This is a genomic window from Streptococcus sanguinis (genome assembly GCF_001078705.1).
GTDB lineage: Bacteria > Bacillota > Bacilli > Lactobacillales > Streptococcaceae > Streptococcus > Streptococcus sanguinis_D.
Genome location: NZ_CDMW01000001.1, coordinates 2,252,928 through 2,266,539 on the forward strand (window position 1 = coordinate 2,252,928; position 13,612 = coordinate 2,266,539).

Here is a 13,612-nt window from a genome sequence, read left to right on the forward strand (position 1 = left end):
CGCCCCATGACAAAACAAGCGATTCGCCTGATTATCAGCGATATTGACGGCACCATTTTGGATGACCAACATCAAGTAGATTCTAAACTCAAGGACATGATTCCCCTGCTAAGCCGAGAAAAAATCCCTTTCGTTCTGGCTTCTGCCCGCTCTCCTCTGGGCATGGAGCCGATTGCGCGTGAGCTGGGGCTGGGAGATAATCCACTGGCCTGCTACAATGGCGCTTTAGTCATCAAGGGCGACCCGCAAGCTTATGAGACCATTATCGAGCACCCTCTGGATAAGGAAGAAATCCGCACTTTTCTGGAACTGGTCAAGGCTGAATTTCCCAGTGTGTCCATCAATCTCTACTCTGGCAAGGATTGGATTGCTGATCGTCTGGATAAGTGGGTGCAGATAGAGGCAGAGATTACAGGTGAGCAGCCGATGATTCAGAATGAGCTAATCCCAGTGCTGAATGCGCAAATGCCCGTCCACAAGCTACTCCTGATTGATCAAGCGCCTATCATCCAGAAACTCCATGACTACCTGCAGACCTTAGACTTTCCCAAGACAGCCTTCTACCTCTCTAAAGACAACTACATGGAAGTCACAGCCAAGCATGTCTCCAAGGAGCAAGCCTTGTACGAAATTGCCCAGCACTATCAAGTGCCACTAGAGGAGGTCATGACAATCGGAGACAACTTCAATGACCTTCCTATGCTACGCCTGGCTGGACTTGGAGTCGCTATGGGCAATGCCCCTGAAGCAGTTAAAACCGAGGCAAAAGCCGTCACCAAAAGCAACAATGAGCACGGGGTCGCAGAAGCTGTAGAAAAGTATGTTTTGATATAACCTAAAAAATCTGCCCTTGAGCAGATTTTTTTATTGATGATAGTCATAAGCCAGGCGAGGACTGCCGTCTGCCACATGAATAATGCCGCACTCCCTAAAGCCGTAGTTCAGCACAGCTGCCTGCATAGGCTGATTGTCCGCATGGGTATCGATTCGCAAGTAGGGAATCTGCTGGCAGCAAAAATCAAAGACCTGACGGGATAGGCCTCTGACTTGGCCATTTGAAGCAATGCGGTGAATGGTGCCGTAAGGCTCCGCAAAATGCCAGGCCCCCTTTTCGATGACCTGATAGGTCGGGTCTTCTCCGATGATAAAGGCAAAGGTGCCGACCAGCCGCCCTTCTTCCTCAACAACAAAGGAATGGCCAGCCGCAATATCATCCTCAATCAAGCCCGCGCTGGGATAGCCTCCATCCCACTGAGTCGGATTGCCCTGGTCTTTCATGAACTGACGGGCCACATCATAAATCGCCATAATGGCTGGGATATCTTCTATTTGGGACAAACGAATTTTCATCTTTCCTCCTTTATAAAAATAAGGCTGGAAAGTCCCAACCCTATTTGAATTCTTCTGGTTTGCCAGTATACTGAGACCATTCCCTAGTGAAGAAACGGTCATTCATCTGGTAGTTTGGCGCTGGATGTGGATTGGCCACAAAAGGATCAACCGCCTTGTCAAAGGCCAGCCAGCCATTCCAGCCCATGTGAATAGTATCCTGCATGAAGTAAGGCTTGTCGCCGTCCTTAGAAAAATCAGCAATGTTGGTAAAGCCCTGACTTTCCAGCTGGTAGCGAATCTTGGCCACCGTCCGCTGGTACATTTCTGGACTGAGTCCTGTATACTCCATCCACTTAGAATTGACCGGTGGAATGATGAAGATAACATTGGTCTTTGATTTGGCGAACTGATCCAGAACCAGCTGCAAGTCGTTGTACTCAGGAGATTTTTCATAAGATTGCTTGGTCTGAAAACCTCTGAGCTTAGCAACCTTGCCAGCGATACGATACTTGTAAAAGTGATTGTCTATGCCGAATTGGTTGTTATTGGTCTTCTTTTTAGCTTCTGCTGTGGCAATCTCTTCCAAAGCCTGATAAGAGAAGGTGTCTGGCAAATCAGCCATATAAGGTAAAATTCGCTGGTCATAATTTTCATTATTGAGGGCAGCAAAGTTGCTAAAAAAAGCATCTTGGCGCTCATTAAGATGAGCCATCATATCAATATGACGCTCTTCAAAGCTGCTCAGCTTTTTACCTTCAGACAGCTTCTGCACACTCTCTGCCATAGCGACATCTGGATAGAGCTGCAGGAGGCGCTGGGCTGCATATTGCGCAGCCGCATCTCCTTTCTGCTGAGACAGATAAGCCGTCAGCTGATCACTGTTGAAGTACTGCTGAAAGGCCGAAGCATCATAGCCGGTCTTGGTAAACCACTGGGGCGACACCACATAAACTGCCGTTTGTCCCTCCAACTCGGAAGACATCTGCTGCATGCCAAAGTACTGATTAAATGATGCCGCCCCGCGCTGGCCTAGAAAATAAGGCCGATAGGAGCGATCATACTTCTCAGCCAGCACTGCCGGATGCATGCTATCAAAGCGCAGCCATTCGCTAGACCCAAAGAAGGGAACAAAGCGCATCTTCTTATCAGTCAAGGCTGTCACCTTCTTGCTGCGGCTCTTAAAGTTTTCTGCTGTCAGGGTCACTGCCGAGCGCTTCTCTGCTTCTATATCATGCTTTTTATCAAGCGGATAGAAGAAAAAGAGCAGGGCAACCATGACCATGGCGCAGAAAACCGGCCCCAGAATCAGCCAGAGTCGTTTAAGCATTGCGAAGCTCCGTTACGCCTTCAACGATTTTGTTAGCTGTGTTCCAGTCATCGCGGCCAAACTCTGACACTGGCACGCGGATATCAAAACGGTTTTCCAGCTCAACAATCAGCTCAACCGTCCCCATACTGTCTAGGACACCAGCGTCAAACAAATCCTCGTCTATCATGTCTGACACATCTTCCATAAATAGTTCTTCAATAATTTCAATTACTTCTGCTTTTATATCCATTTTTCTTCCTCATTCATTTTTATTTTTTAAACCAAAGCTCATTTAAAAATCCAGAAAAGATTAAAAATGAGAACATGACTGCGTGAAAGGTCACCACAATCCCCAAAGCTTGGGTCCATTTATTATCTGGCAGAGGCGGAAGCCCCTTAGCCTTGCGCTCTTTGTTTAGCGTTTTCTTCTTGCGCAGCCAGGCATCATTGACGACCAGACCAGCTCCATGAAAGAGACCGTAGGCGATATAGTACCAGGTCACACCATGCCAGAATCCCATTATCAGCATGTTGATCAGATAGGCCACACTGGAGGTCGTGTTGCGGTTTTTAAAGACCTTATTGCGCATCAGGACCATGACTAGACGCATAAAGACAAAGTCACGGAACCAAAAGGACAGACTCATGTGCCAGCGATTCCAAAATTCTTTCAAATCGCGTGAGAGAAAGGGCTTATCAAAGTTGATAGGGCTCTTGATTCCCATGAGATTGGAAATAGCTAGCGCAAACATCGAATAACCGGCAAAATCAAAGAAGAGATCCAGACCAAAGACATACATGACGCCCAGAGTTCCCAGATTAAAGAAGCCGCCGGTGTAGAGAGCGTAGGTCTTGACATGCCCCAGCAGCAGATGTCCAAAGATATGTGCCAGGATAAACTTATAAAGGAAGCCTAGCATGATATACTTGACAGACTGCTCCAGCATATCCAGCAGCTCATCGCGCTCAGGAATGTTCAAATAGTCTTCATTGAAACGCTTGAAACGATCAATAGGACCGCTTGAAAAGGTCGGCATGAAGAGCAGGAAACGTAAGAACTCCCAGAGCGTGAAGTCTGTCAAAACTCCATCCCGCATCTCAATCATCATCCCTACCGAGCGAAAGGTCAGATAGGAAATCCCCAAAAAGCCAAAGAGAGACTGATGACCGCTGATTGCGGGCTCTACCTTGACAAGCACAAGCGGCAGAACTGCCAGCAAAGTATGCAGAAAAAAGACCACTTGCTGTCTCGCGACCGCCGATAAAGCTTGTATGAGTAAACCCAGACTATCTGCCAGATGACATAGCCCAGTAAAGCACAAAGCTGCGCCAGACTAGGACCTGTCAGCATCAGGACGATAAAGACCAAGCTGACCAATGCTTCATAAAGGGGAAAGCGTTTCTTAAAGAAAAGTCCAACAAAGATTGGCAGAACTGCCAGAACGATATAGACAAAGTAAACTGGGTTGCCGTAGGGTTCCAAGTGAGGCAGCTGTTTCAAGAAATCCATCATCGTTTATTGACCTCGCTAATCAGCCCCTTGATGTCAATCTTGCCATTCGGGGTCAGAGGCAGGGTCTCTCGATAGAGAAACTTGGACGGCATCATGTAGGACATCATGATATCCTGCAGATCTTCCTTGATAGCCTTGGTAATATCAATTTCCCGCTCAAACTGCTCAGCCACACCGTCTTTGAGAATGACATAGGCCAGCAGATTTTGGACCTTGTGATCCTTATTGTAGCGGGGCACAGCCACCGCAGATTCAACGTATTTCGATTTGTTGAGGTTTTGAGACACATCCTCCAGCTCAATACGGAAACCATTAAACTTGATCTGGAAGTCCATCCGGCCGCCGTAGAGCAGCAGGCCTTCGTCCGTCATCGAGCCGACATCTCCTGTATGATAGGCTGGCAGACCTTCAAATTCAAAGAAGGCCTCCGCTGTCTTCTCAGGATTATTCAGATAACCTTTGGATACGGCTGGGCCGCAGATGATGATTTCTCCCTGCTGGCCATTCGGTACTTTCTGCCTTTCTTCGTCAATGACAAAGGTCGGAGAGTCTGCCTTGGTATAGCCAATCGGTAGGCGCTTGCAATTTTGCAGCATCTCATCTGTCACTGCTACTGCAGACAGGGCCACTGTTGCCTCAGTCGGACCGTAAGCATTGATAATGCGAGCTTGAGGGAAGCGATCACGCAGCTTCTGAGCTGTCTTGACCGTCAACTCCTCACCGTCAAAGTAGAAATGCGTCAGCTGAGGCAGCTTCTGGCTGTTAAAGTCATCCGACAGCAAGGCCATGTCCGCGAAGGAAGGCGTCGAAGTCCAGATAGCAATAGGCAGACTGAGAATCGTCTCAAACAGCTGCTTGAAATCCTGAGTCACAGTCGAAGGCAGGGCAAAAAGAGTCCCTCCTAAGGCTAAAGTCGGCGCCCAATACATGACTGATAAGTCAAAAGAATAAGGCGGCTGAGCCAACATTTGAGGACGAGCCGGAGTCGCAAACTCTTTATCTGTAATCATCCAATTCGTAAAGCTGAGCAAATTATTGTGGGAAATTTGCACCCCCTTAGGCTTGCCAGTTGTTCCCGATGTGAAAATGATATAGTAGTTGTCATCTCCCTGGACCGGATGGCTAAGCTCATAGGGCGCTCCCTCTCTGAAGGCTTTCTGAACTTGCTCCGCACTGAAAATAGGAGCAGCTACATCTGCCAGCGGAAAATCATTGATGGCAATAATCAAGCTTGGCTCAGCAACTTCCACAATCGCTGCCACGCGCTCCAAGGCTGAATGGCTGTCAATAGGAATGTAGGCATGACCAGACTTGGTCAGGGCCACAAAAGTAGCCAGCATTTCGTATTCCTGACCGCCAAAGACCACAACTGGAGACTTGTCAGGAAGTCCCAAACGGTCAATCTGAGCCGCCAACGAATCGGAATCCTTCTTTAAATCACCATAAGTATGAACTTGACCTAAAATATCATAGACCGGAAAATCCGGCTGCACCTGAGCAAAATGCTCAATCGCTTCAATCATATCATGTATCACTTTATTTGACATTGTTTCCTACTCTCTCACATTAAAATTCATTATAGATAAAGCCGCCCTGACCCTGACCTAGATAGCTAAAGAAATAAAGCAAGGCCAGAAAGATAACAAAATATAGTAGGGTTTGGCCCAAAAACTTATATAGGGTTTGATGTTTTTTCATTGATCTCTCTTATATTTTTAGTTAGACTTACACCATTTTACCATTTTATGGAAGATGTTTTCAACACAAAAGCTAAGGAAGATGTAAAGTTCTTGTAAGGAAGAAAGGTACTTTGATGTGCCTTATAAACAGCCATTAAAAGACTTTTTCAAAAAATATATAAAAATTTTATATATTTTGCTTGACTTTTTCCCTAAGAGGTTGTAGACTATATATAGAAAGATTATATATAAATATTTTACACAAGGAGGTGGTCCTATGTCTTTCCCCACATCATCGGCTTTGATTGAGTTTCTCATCTTAGCCATCCTTGAAAAAGACGATTCCTACGGTTATGAAATCAGCCAAACGATCAAGCTGATTGCCAATATCAAAGAATCAACACTTTACCCCATTCTGAAGAAGCTGGAGCAAAATGACTGCCTCACGACTTATTCGCAGGAGTACCAAGGACGAAAACGAAAATACTATTCACTCACTGCCTACGGGCACGAACATCTACTCACTCTAAAAGAAGAGTGGCAAACTTATACTACGACCATCAGCGGTATCATAGAAGGGAGCATCCGTCATGACAAGAACCGAGTATCTAGCTGAGCTAGAAAAATATCTGAAAAAACTGCCACGCAAGGACTATGAGGAAGCTATGGATTACTTCACTGAGTACTTCGACGAGGTAGGCCCAGAGGGCGAGGAAGCCGCTATTGCTGAGCTTGGCAGCCCTAAGGAAGCGGCCCACGAGATTATGTTGAATCTTTTGGACAAAAAAGTCGAGGAAGATAATCAAGACAGCAGTTCATCAAAAAACACTAAGAACATCGTCCAGATTGCTATCCTATCCATTTTGGCAGCACCCTTGGCAATTCCGCTCTTTATAGTAGCAGCACTTTTGACTTTTGTTTTCTTCCTCTTAGTCTTTATCTTTGCTCTCGTCATGGCTATAGGTGCCTTTGCATTCTTTATCTTTGGCATCAGCCTGATCTGGGACACTTTGACAGTGGGACTGACGACATCTATCCCGGCCTTCCTGTTCACTCTGGGGCTCAGTGTTCTAGCTCTGGGACTGTCAGGCATCTTCTACGCAGGCATTTCTCCTGTTACTCAGTTTGGCAAGGCTGGCTTTGTCAAACTAGCTCAACTTTTCGCAAAGAAAGGAGCACGTCATGGCTAACATCAAATTGAAAAAACCTCTTTTATCCGCAGCTATTTTAGCCTGCCTCTTTGGTGGAGCCCTGACAACTATCGGCTCCATGACAGGCGGTGTCAACGACTTGGTCAATTCTGCCAAAAGCAAGATAAAACTAACGAAAAAAGAAGAAAGCTTCTCTGATCTTTCTTCCCTAAATATTAACTTAGCGGCTAGAAACCTCGTCATCAGCGAATCTCCTGATGACAAGGCTCACTTGACCTATTACCAAAGCGATGGTAACTATCAGATTGATGGAAGCTCGCTTGGAAAAATCACAACAAGTTCTGAAAACGGAAACTTAAACATCAAGGAAGATGGTGCAGGCTCCTTCCACATAAGCGCTGGCATCCGCTCCTTACTCAGCTTATTTGACCAAGAATCTCAAGGAAAGCGTACTGTACAGCTTTCCCTACCTAAGGGGACCAAGCTTGAGACATTCAGCGGCAGTTCGTCATTAGGAGATGTTACGCTGTCCAATCTATCAGCAAAAAATGCTGACTTCTCTCTATCCAATGGCTCGTTGACTGTGAATGATAGCCAATTCGCATCTGGTAAATTTAAGAACTCTCTGGGAGAGATTTCCTTTAATAACAGTCAGATTAGCTCTGGAAAAATCATTGATTCTTCGGGTACCATCACTCTGAGCAACAGCCAGTTCGCATCTGGCGAAATAGCAAACTCTCTGGGAGAGGTCAATCTAAACTCGAGCAAAATCTCCGACAGCACTCTGAAAATCTCAAGCGGCTCACTGAACTCTGAACAGTTGGAATTAGCTGGTACAATCTCTATCACTGACCAATTGGGCGATATTAATCTGCATCTGGTTTCTGGCAGTTTGTCGCAGCTATCCTTTGATCTGAAAACGGATCTAGGTGAAATTGACATCCCTAGTGGTATAAGTGTAGAGCACTCCAAAGGCGATGAACTTGGCGGCTCTGCCATCCGTAAAGTCGAAAATCCGACAACTACACTTAGTGCCAGCGCCCAAAGTGGCAGCATTAAGCTCAGCGAATAAATCATAGAAATGATTATATACAATCAGGGAGTCCTCAGCGGCTCCCTTTTTTGATAAAAATTCCCGCAATGCCCTAAGATTGCTTTACAGGCCTTGGCCTTTGTGCTATGATATTCTATAAAAATTTATCACAAGGAGGTCCCTATGAAAAAACTCACACCTGGTATGCACATTCGGGTCGTCAGCCCCTCAGCGTCAATCGAACACATCGGTGGCTTTGAGGCCAATCTAGCCGCCAAGGAGCGCTTGGAAAAACTAGGTTTTACCGTGTCTTTTTCGGAGCATTATCTGGAAAATGATATGCTAGACTCTGCCTCCATCGAAAGCCGGGTGGCAGACATTCATGCTGCCTTTTCGGATGACTCCGTTGATGCTATTCTGGCCACCATCGGAGGTTTCAACTGCAATGAGCTCCTGCCCTATCTGGACTTTGAGTTGATTGCTAGAAATCCTAAGATTTTCTGCGGCTACTCAGACACGACAGCCTTGCTCAGCGCCATCTATAGCAAGACCGGCATGAAAACCTATATGGGACCATCCTACTCCAGTTTTAAGATGGATGCTCTGCAGGACTATCAGACCGAGAGCTGGCTCAAGGCCGTCAGCCAGACTTCTTATGAATTGACTCCTAGTGAAAAATGGGGCGACAACGCCTGGTACCTGCCCGATGCCCCACTGACCTTCCATGAAACGGAGTGGAAGGTCTATCACCACGGACAAACCCAAGCCACTACTATCGGTGGCAATCTTTCCACTTTCTCACTCCTACGTGGCACACCCTATGCCCCAACAGATGAAAACTATGTCCTCTTTGTTGAAGAGGCGGAGGAAGATCATTATGTGGAGTTTGAACGCAATCTAGCTGCCCTCCTTCAGGCCTATCCTAACCCGCAGGCCCTGCTCATCGGCCGCTTTCCAAAAGAATGTCAGATGACAGAGGAGCTGCTCCTTTATATCTTGGATAAACATCCTATTCTAAAGACGATTCCCGTCCTCTATGACTTGGACTTTGCCCATACTCAGCCTCTCTTTACCATCACCATCGGTGCTCAAGTGACGGTGGATACGGAGAAGATGTTGATTAAGATAGATGAGTAAGGCATATCATAATTACTGTGGAGGTAGTAAAATGTCAGCTCATAAATGGTTGTTTTTTGACATTGGCTCTACTTTGATTGATGAAAAAGAAGCCTATCAAGATAGAATTAGGAGAGCAATTACAGGGACAAATATTAACTACGATATTTTTTATGCTCGTATGGTTGAACTGTTTAAAGAAGGCAAAAAGGGAGACTTGGAGACAATAAAAGAATTTAACTTAGAACGTCCCATTTGGAACTCTAATTTGGAGAAATTATACCCAGATGCCCAAGTGGTCTTAAAAGAATTGCACAACCGATATAAAATCGGGATCATCGCCAACCAACTACCTGGCCTAAAAGAACGTTTGAAAAAAATGGGACTATATCAATGGATTGATTTAGTTGTCTCTTCTGCAGAGTTCGAACTTGCCAAGCCTTCCCCTGCCATTTTCACTTTAGCTTTAGAGAAAGCTCATTGCCCTGCTCAACAAGCTGTTATGATTGGTGATCGAATAGACAATGATATCATACCTGCGAAAGCACTAGGAATGACAACTATCTGGTTAAAACAAGGTTTTAGTGCTTATTACCAACCCCAACGACTAGAAGAAAAACCTGATTTCACTATAGAAAATTTATCGTCTCTCTTAAGTCTCCTATAAAAGATTACTTTGCAGAAACATAGCTGCATCCCCGTCTTTTTCATAAATTAATAAGGCAGTTCAAATTGAACTGCCTTATTTTCTTATCGTCCACCAAAACCGCCTTGGCCGCCCGGGGCACCGCCGCCACCAGGGCCACCAGCGCCGGGTCCGTCTGCTGTGATTTCTGTTCGGCTTTCACCATTGACCGTGATGGTACCGCCAGTGTAGGTAGCCGTTCCGTCAAAGTCAAAGGCAGATACCGTAGAAGTAATATCCAAGTTTCCTCCTGACATGATGACATCGCCGTTGGAGTCAATAGCGTCGGTATCGCCTTCACCGACCTCAACCTTGATATCGCCACCGGTAATCTTGATAAAGATATCAGCTCCAGTTACGTCACTAGCTGCATTGATACCATCATCTGTCGCATAAAGGTCCAGCTTGCCTCCGTTAATGGTGACATTAGTCCCCTCCAGAGCTTCTACACTCTTAGAAACCGTAATTGTTCCACCATCAATCAAAGCGATATTGCTAGCGTGCAGACCATCATCACCAGCATTAATCGTGATGGTACCGGACTGGATATAGAGATTCCCCAGAGAAGTATCTTCATCATTGTCCGCGTGGATAGCATCTTCTGTCGCTGTGATATCGATAGTTGCGTCCTTGATATTAATGGCTGAAGCTGCTGACAGACCATGCTTAGCTGCTTTGAGCGTATAAGTGCCACCTGTTACCCGCAAGGTCTGCTCAGACTTAATCGCTGTTTCATACTTGCCGTCAACTGTCAGACTGCCAGAGCCGTTGAGAGTCAGGTCAGAGTTACTATAGATAGCTGCATCTGCATCTTTATTGCTGTGATTTGATGAGTCTGAGATTGTGTTTTGGCTGCCGTCAGCCAGAGTTAGGCTTGTTTTACCCGCATTTTCTACCAGAATAGCTGCGTCTGTCCCGCTCATGGTTACGCCATTTAGGACGATTTGAACCTTGTCGCTATCACCTGCTTTGACAACAATCTGCACATTTTCACTCGTTCCGGAAACGACATAAGTCCCAGCCTCTGAGATTGTCACGGTAGAACCGGAGACACTAGCGCCATCACCAGAGGTCTTAGCACTAGAGCCGCTCAAGCTGATAGTCGTCGCCTTGGACTCATCATAAGAAGCGTCCGAATCCTCTGAGGCAAAGTAATCAGAAGTATTGGTCTTGGTCTGACTGGTGCTTGTAGCATTAGCAGCCTGGGTGCTGCTTGAAGCTGTAGAGCTGCTGGCGTTTGAGCTGCATGCTCCTAGCACTGCTGTCATCAAGATCAGTGGAATCATCAATTTAATTTTTTTAAGGGTTGATTTTGATTGTTTCATTTTTCTTTTCCTATCTTTTTTATTTACTGCTGATACAGTTTGCCTTTTTATAGGCAAAGCCATATTTGGAGAAAGAGCATGGAGACAGCTGGTAGCGATCCATGATTTCACTCAGCCATAGCGGACAAGCTTCTGGAATCTTAACTTCCATAATCACGTGGTTGGCTGGCAGGAGATGATCTCCATGACGACCGGCCAATAGACTCAGATCATAAGGACGGTAGGTCAGGTCGTGATCAAAGGTAATCCGAATCCGCTCATCCTCAATCCCTTTCATCGAATAACGATTGTAGCCGATATACATCATAGGCTGAATATTGCCAAAATGCTGGGTCAGCCAGACCATTTCCTTATCTATCTGAAGGTCAGTCAGCTGACTGTAATCACCGTCCAGATAGGCTTCCGCTGCCAGCAAATCTGCTGCAAGACGGCGTTTGGTGACCAGATTCTCAGTCTTTTTCTTGATTTCCAAAAAGACTTGACTATCCTCAGTCGGATGCTCTTGATAAGTTCGCAAACGCACCTTCTCATCAAAGTGAGGATTTTCCAAGGACTCACGAATGAGCTGATAAGATGGCGTATCATAGTAGAGATTGTTAATGGTCGAATAAGCTCGCTCATCCTCCACCAGATAGCCTTCAAACTCTAGCAATAGATCCAATAAGGTTTCCTTGGAAATGATGTATTTGGTTTCAAAGCGCTGAAAATGATGTTGAAAAAATTTTTCTGCCATGGGCTTCTCCCCTCTCTATCTTTCTTGAATGTAATGCAATTTTAAAGATGAAAACTTAAAAGAAAGATAAAGAAAACTTAAAGAAAACAAAACATCTCCCTTTTCAGGAGATGTTGGTTAGAGAAAAAGTAAACGAATTACAGATAGACTTTTCATCTACATTTTTACAGATTCATAAAAGTACGAGCCCTAAGCTAGCTGTTTTTTATCTGTTCGATAGACTAGAGTACCAAGCGCCGTGAAAAGAACTAAAACAAAAGCAAGGAAGAGCACCTGAGTACCAATTTGGCCGTTCATAGAAATAGTTTGGCGTAAGCCCGATACAGAATAGCTCATTGGCAGCCAAGGGTTGATAATAAAACAATCATAAGCTTATTCTTTAAAATTAGACACTATGTCTAATTTTGTTTAAAAAGATTGCAGGGAAACGGAATCAGTTAATCCTACTGTCTTTAATCCCTGAACAATCTGTAAATAAAAGGTATTTTTCCACAGGTAAGTACACAGAAAATCAGTATTATGTTAGAATGATAAGATTTATGCGACTGGCAATGCCAAGGTTTATTATCAATCCTATGAATCTGGCGGTTTTGAAGCTCAAATTCCTGAATTTAAAGGATATACCCAAGAAAAAGTCAAAAGTATTCTCGGCGAACCAGAGAAAGTAAGCACTGATCTCGCTTCTGAATATGAAGCCTTCCAAGACAAAGAATTAGAAAATCTGAAGAGGCTGGTTCAGGATCAAAAAATAAGCAAAGAACAAGCGCGTGCTTTCTTAGCGGGTGCAGTTGACATTGCTCAAGCATCAAGATTACAAAACACCTACACAATTTACTCTTATAAAAATGAGCAAATTTCTATTATCTTCTCGCAAGAGGGTGAGTTGCTTTACGTCACTCCTGACCCCGACTACCTCTACTTTAAATAATGCTCAAAACGAAGGCCGAGACTTTACTTTAAGTCTTGGCTTTATTATTTTACCAGTCTAAGAAGCCTATTAAAATAAAATTTTGCCTATCTATGCCTATTTTCGGAATTTAACTCTTTTCCACTTGAAAAACATTTGATATAATAGTACATGGAGAAAAAGAAAAAGTAGTTTGCTATGATAGCTATTAGTTTGAAGAGCAGACTGAGGCTTAGCCTCAAAGGGAGATTTTATGTTAGAAAGCAATAAACGCCGAAAAACCAAGGCTATTATTGAGAGAGCCATGGTTACACTACTGCATCAGCAGTCCTTCGACCATATCACTACTGTCCAGCTAGCTCAAGCTGCTGGCATCAGCCGTAGTAGTTTCTATACTCACTACAAGGACAAGTACGATATGATTGAACGTTATCAGCAAAACCTCTTTCATCAACTGGGGTATATTTTTGATAACAATCAGGAGGATATTCAAATTGCGATTACGGAGGTCTTTCAGTTCCTCCAGCTAGAGCCGCTTTTAGCTGCTCTTCTGACGGAAAACGGAACGAAAGAAATTCAAAATTTCCTGCGCCATAAGCTGCAGGTGATGCTGGCGGATAGTCTGCAGGATCGTTTTAGTAGACGTGTTTACAATCATTTTGAAAAAGAATACAGCCGGGTCTTTCTCGCTAATGCCTTCTTCGGCGTCTGCCAGATGTGGGTTTCCAGAGGAAAAAAAGAAAGTCCTGAACAAATAGCAGAATTTCTTTTAAAAATGATATAAGAAGTTGCTTAAGTCCATCGGGCACACTTCTACTCAAATTTTTGA

The 13,612-nt window shown here is 44.7% G+C and carries 15 protein-coding genes and 1 pseudogene; 8 read left to right on the forward strand and 8 right to left on the reverse strand.

The features are described from left to right. The first annotated feature begins 6 nt into the window (after window positions 1–6). Window positions 7–834 carry a Cof-type HAD-IIB family hydrolase gene (locus SSV_RS11405; protein WP_072074850.1) on the forward strand — a complete coding sequence of 276 codons (828 nt, stop codon included), beginning with the start codon at window positions 7–9 and terminating at the stop codon, window positions 832–834. A gap of 30 nt (window positions 835–864) precedes the next feature. On the opposite strand, the gene SSV_RS11410 is transcribed toward SSV_RS11405, so the two are convergent. The 6 genes and pseudogenes from SSV_RS11410 to SSV_RS11435 form a co-directional block, all read right to left on the reverse strand. Then, window positions 865–1,350: a GNAT family N-acetyltransferase gene (locus tag SSV_RS11410; RefSeq protein WP_072074851.1), complete on the reverse strand. Its 486-nt coding sequence runs from the start codon at window positions 1,348–1,350 to the stop codon at window positions 865–867. Between the two features lie 40 nt (window positions 1,351–1,390). After that, the gene (gene dltD / locus SSV_RS11415) at window positions 1,391–2,659 is read right to left on the reverse strand and encodes a D-alanyl-lipoteichoic acid biosynthesis protein DltD (protein WP_072074852.1); all 1,269 of its coding nucleotides are present in this window, start codon (window positions 2,657–2,659) and stop codon (window positions 1,391–1,393) included. Beyond that, window positions 2,652–2,891: a D-alanine--poly(phosphoribitol) ligase subunit DltC gene (gene dltC / locus SSV_RS11420; protein ID WP_072074853.1), complete on the reverse strand. Its 240-nt coding sequence runs from the start codon at window positions 2,889–2,891 to the stop codon at window positions 2,652–2,654. The genes dltD and dltC overlap by 8 nt, the downstream gene beginning before the upstream one ends. Before the next feature lie 19 nt (window positions 2,892–2,910). Next, window positions 2,911–4,154: pseudogene (gene dltB / locus SSV_RS11425) on the reverse strand (D-alanyl-lipoteichoic acid biosynthesis protein DltB). Further along, a complete protein-coding gene (dltA, locus tag SSV_RS11430) occupies window positions 4,151–5,701 on the reverse strand; it encodes a D-alanine--poly(phosphoribitol) ligase subunit DltA (protein WP_072074854.1) in 1,551 nt (516 codons plus the stop codon). Before dltA ends, dltB begins: the two are co-directional and overlap by 4 nt. A 19-nt stretch (window positions 5,702–5,720) precedes the next feature. Then, window positions 5,721–5,852 carry a teichoic acid D-Ala incorporation-associated protein DltX gene (locus SSV_RS11435; RefSeq protein WP_002894209.1) on the reverse strand — a complete coding sequence of 44 codons (132 nt, stop codon included), beginning with the start codon at window positions 5,850–5,852 and terminating at the stop codon, window positions 5,721–5,723. A 258-nt stretch (window positions 5,853–6,110) separates the two neighbouring features. Here SSV_RS11435 and SSV_RS11440 point away from each other — a divergent pair, with 258 nt between their 5' ends. The 5 genes from SSV_RS11440 (at window position 6,111) to SSV_RS11460 (ending at window position 9,800) form a co-directional block, all read left to right on the forward strand. Further along, window positions 6,111–6,449: a PadR family transcriptional regulator gene (locus SSV_RS11440; RefSeq protein ID WP_002913906.1), complete on the forward strand. Its 339-nt coding sequence runs from the start codon at window positions 6,111–6,113 to the stop codon at window positions 6,447–6,449. Then, window positions 6,424–7,023, forward strand: a complete 600-nt coding sequence (locus SSV_RS11445; protein ID WP_072074855.1) for a DUF1700 domain-containing protein — start codon at window positions 6,424–6,426, stop codon at window positions 7,021–7,023. Before SSV_RS11440 ends, SSV_RS11445 begins: the two co-directional genes overlap by 26 nt. Then, entirely contained in the window at window positions 7,016–8,056 is a 1,041-nt protein-coding gene (locus tag SSV_RS11450; RefSeq protein ID WP_072074856.1) for a DUF4097 family beta strand repeat-containing protein, read from the forward strand. The genes SSV_RS11445 and SSV_RS11450 overlap by 8 nt, the downstream gene beginning before the upstream one ends. A gap of 144 nt (window positions 8,057–8,200) precedes the next feature. After that, window positions 8,201–9,154: a S66 family peptidase gene (locus SSV_RS11455; protein WP_072074857.1), complete on the forward strand. Its 954-nt coding sequence runs from the start codon at window positions 8,201–8,203 to the stop codon at window positions 9,152–9,154. Continuing rightward, window positions 9,147–9,800: an HAD family hydrolase gene (locus SSV_RS11460; RefSeq protein ID WP_080983552.1), complete on the forward strand. Its 654-nt coding sequence runs from the start codon at window positions 9,147–9,149 to the stop codon at window positions 9,798–9,800. Before SSV_RS11455 ends, SSV_RS11460 begins: the two co-directional genes overlap by 8 nt. Before the next feature lie 83 nt (window positions 9,801–9,883). Here the strand turns inward: SSV_RS11460 and SSV_RS11465 are convergent, their stop codons facing one another. Continuing rightward, window positions 9,884–11,143, reverse strand: coding sequence for a carbohydrate-binding domain-containing protein (locus SSV_RS11465; protein WP_176693617.1), 1,260 nt, complete (start codon window positions 11,141–11,143; stop codon window positions 9,884–9,886). Window positions 11,144–11,162: 19 nt separating this feature from the next. Further along, complete coding sequence (locus SSV_RS11470; protein WP_072074860.1) at window positions 11,163–11,876, reverse strand: polyphosphate polymerase domain-containing protein; 714 nt, start codon at window positions 11,874–11,876, stop codon at window positions 11,163–11,165. A 535-nt stretch (window positions 11,877–12,411) separates the two neighbouring features. Here SSV_RS11470 and SSV_RS11480 point away from each other — a divergent pair. Then, window positions 12,412–12,804 carry a DUF4947 domain-containing protein gene (locus tag SSV_RS11480; RefSeq protein WP_072074949.1) on the forward strand — a complete coding sequence of 131 codons (393 nt, stop codon included), beginning with the start codon at window positions 12,412–12,414 and terminating at the stop codon, window positions 12,802–12,804. A 232-nt stretch (window positions 12,805–13,036) separates the two neighbouring features. After that, the gene (locus tag SSV_RS11485) at window positions 13,037–13,567 is read left to right on the forward strand and encodes a TetR/AcrR family transcriptional regulator (protein WP_072074861.1); all 531 of its coding nucleotides are present in this window, start codon (window positions 13,037–13,039) and stop codon (window positions 13,565–13,567) included. Window positions 13,568–13,612 lie beyond the last annotated feature (45 nt).

What these genes read in the sequence shown, in the direction of transcription:
- SSV_RS11405 (WP_072074850.1), top strand. Translation starts at nt 7, where the DNA reads ATGACAAAACAAGCGATTCGCCTGATTATCAGCGATATTGACGGCACC.
- SSV_RS11410 (WP_072074851.1), bottom strand. Translation starts at nt 1,350, where the DNA reads ATGAAAATTCGTTTGTCCCAAATAGAAGATATCCCAGCCATTATGGCG.
- dltD (WP_072074852.1), bottom strand. Translation starts at nt 2,659, where the DNA reads ATGCTTAAACGACTCTGGCTGATTCTGGGGCCGGTTTTCTGCGCCATG.
- dltC (WP_072074853.1), bottom strand. Translation starts at nt 2,891, where the DNA reads ATGGATATAAAAGCAGAAGTAATTGAAATTATTGAAGAACTATTTATG.
- dltA (WP_072074854.1), bottom strand. Translation starts at nt 5,701, where the DNA reads ATGTCAAATAAAGTGATACATGATATGATTGAAGCGATTGAGCATTTT.
- SSV_RS11435 (WP_002894209.1), bottom strand. Translation starts at nt 5,852, where the DNA reads ATGAAAAAACATCAAACCCTATATAAGTTTTTGGGCCAAACCCTACTA.
- SSV_RS11440 (WP_002913906.1), top strand. Translation starts at nt 6,111, where the DNA reads ATGTCTTTCCCCACATCATCGGCTTTGATTGAGTTTCTCATCTTAGCC.
- SSV_RS11445 (WP_072074855.1), top strand. Translation starts at nt 6,424, where the DNA reads ATGACAAGAACCGAGTATCTAGCTGAGCTAGAAAAATATCTGAAAAAA.
- SSV_RS11450 (WP_072074856.1), top strand. Translation starts at nt 7,016, where the DNA reads ATGGCTAACATCAAATTGAAAAAACCTCTTTTATCCGCAGCTATTTTA.
- SSV_RS11455 (WP_072074857.1), top strand. Translation starts at nt 8,201, where the DNA reads ATGAAAAAACTCACACCTGGTATGCACATTCGGGTCGTCAGCCCCTCA.
- SSV_RS11460 (WP_080983552.1), top strand. Translation starts at nt 9,147, where the DNA reads ATGAGTAAGGCATATCATAATTACTGTGGAGGTAGTAAAATGTCAGCT.
- SSV_RS11465 (WP_176693617.1), bottom strand. Translation starts at nt 11,143, where the DNA reads ATGAAACAATCAAAATCAACCCTTAAAAAAATTAAATTGATGATTCCA.
- SSV_RS11470 (WP_072074860.1), bottom strand. Translation starts at nt 11,876, where the DNA reads ATGGCAGAAAAATTTTTTCAACATCATTTTCAGCGCTTTGAAACCAAA.
- SSV_RS11485 (WP_072074861.1), top strand. Translation starts at nt 13,037, where the DNA reads ATGTTAGAAAGCAATAAACGCCGAAAAACCAAGGCTATTATTGAGAGA.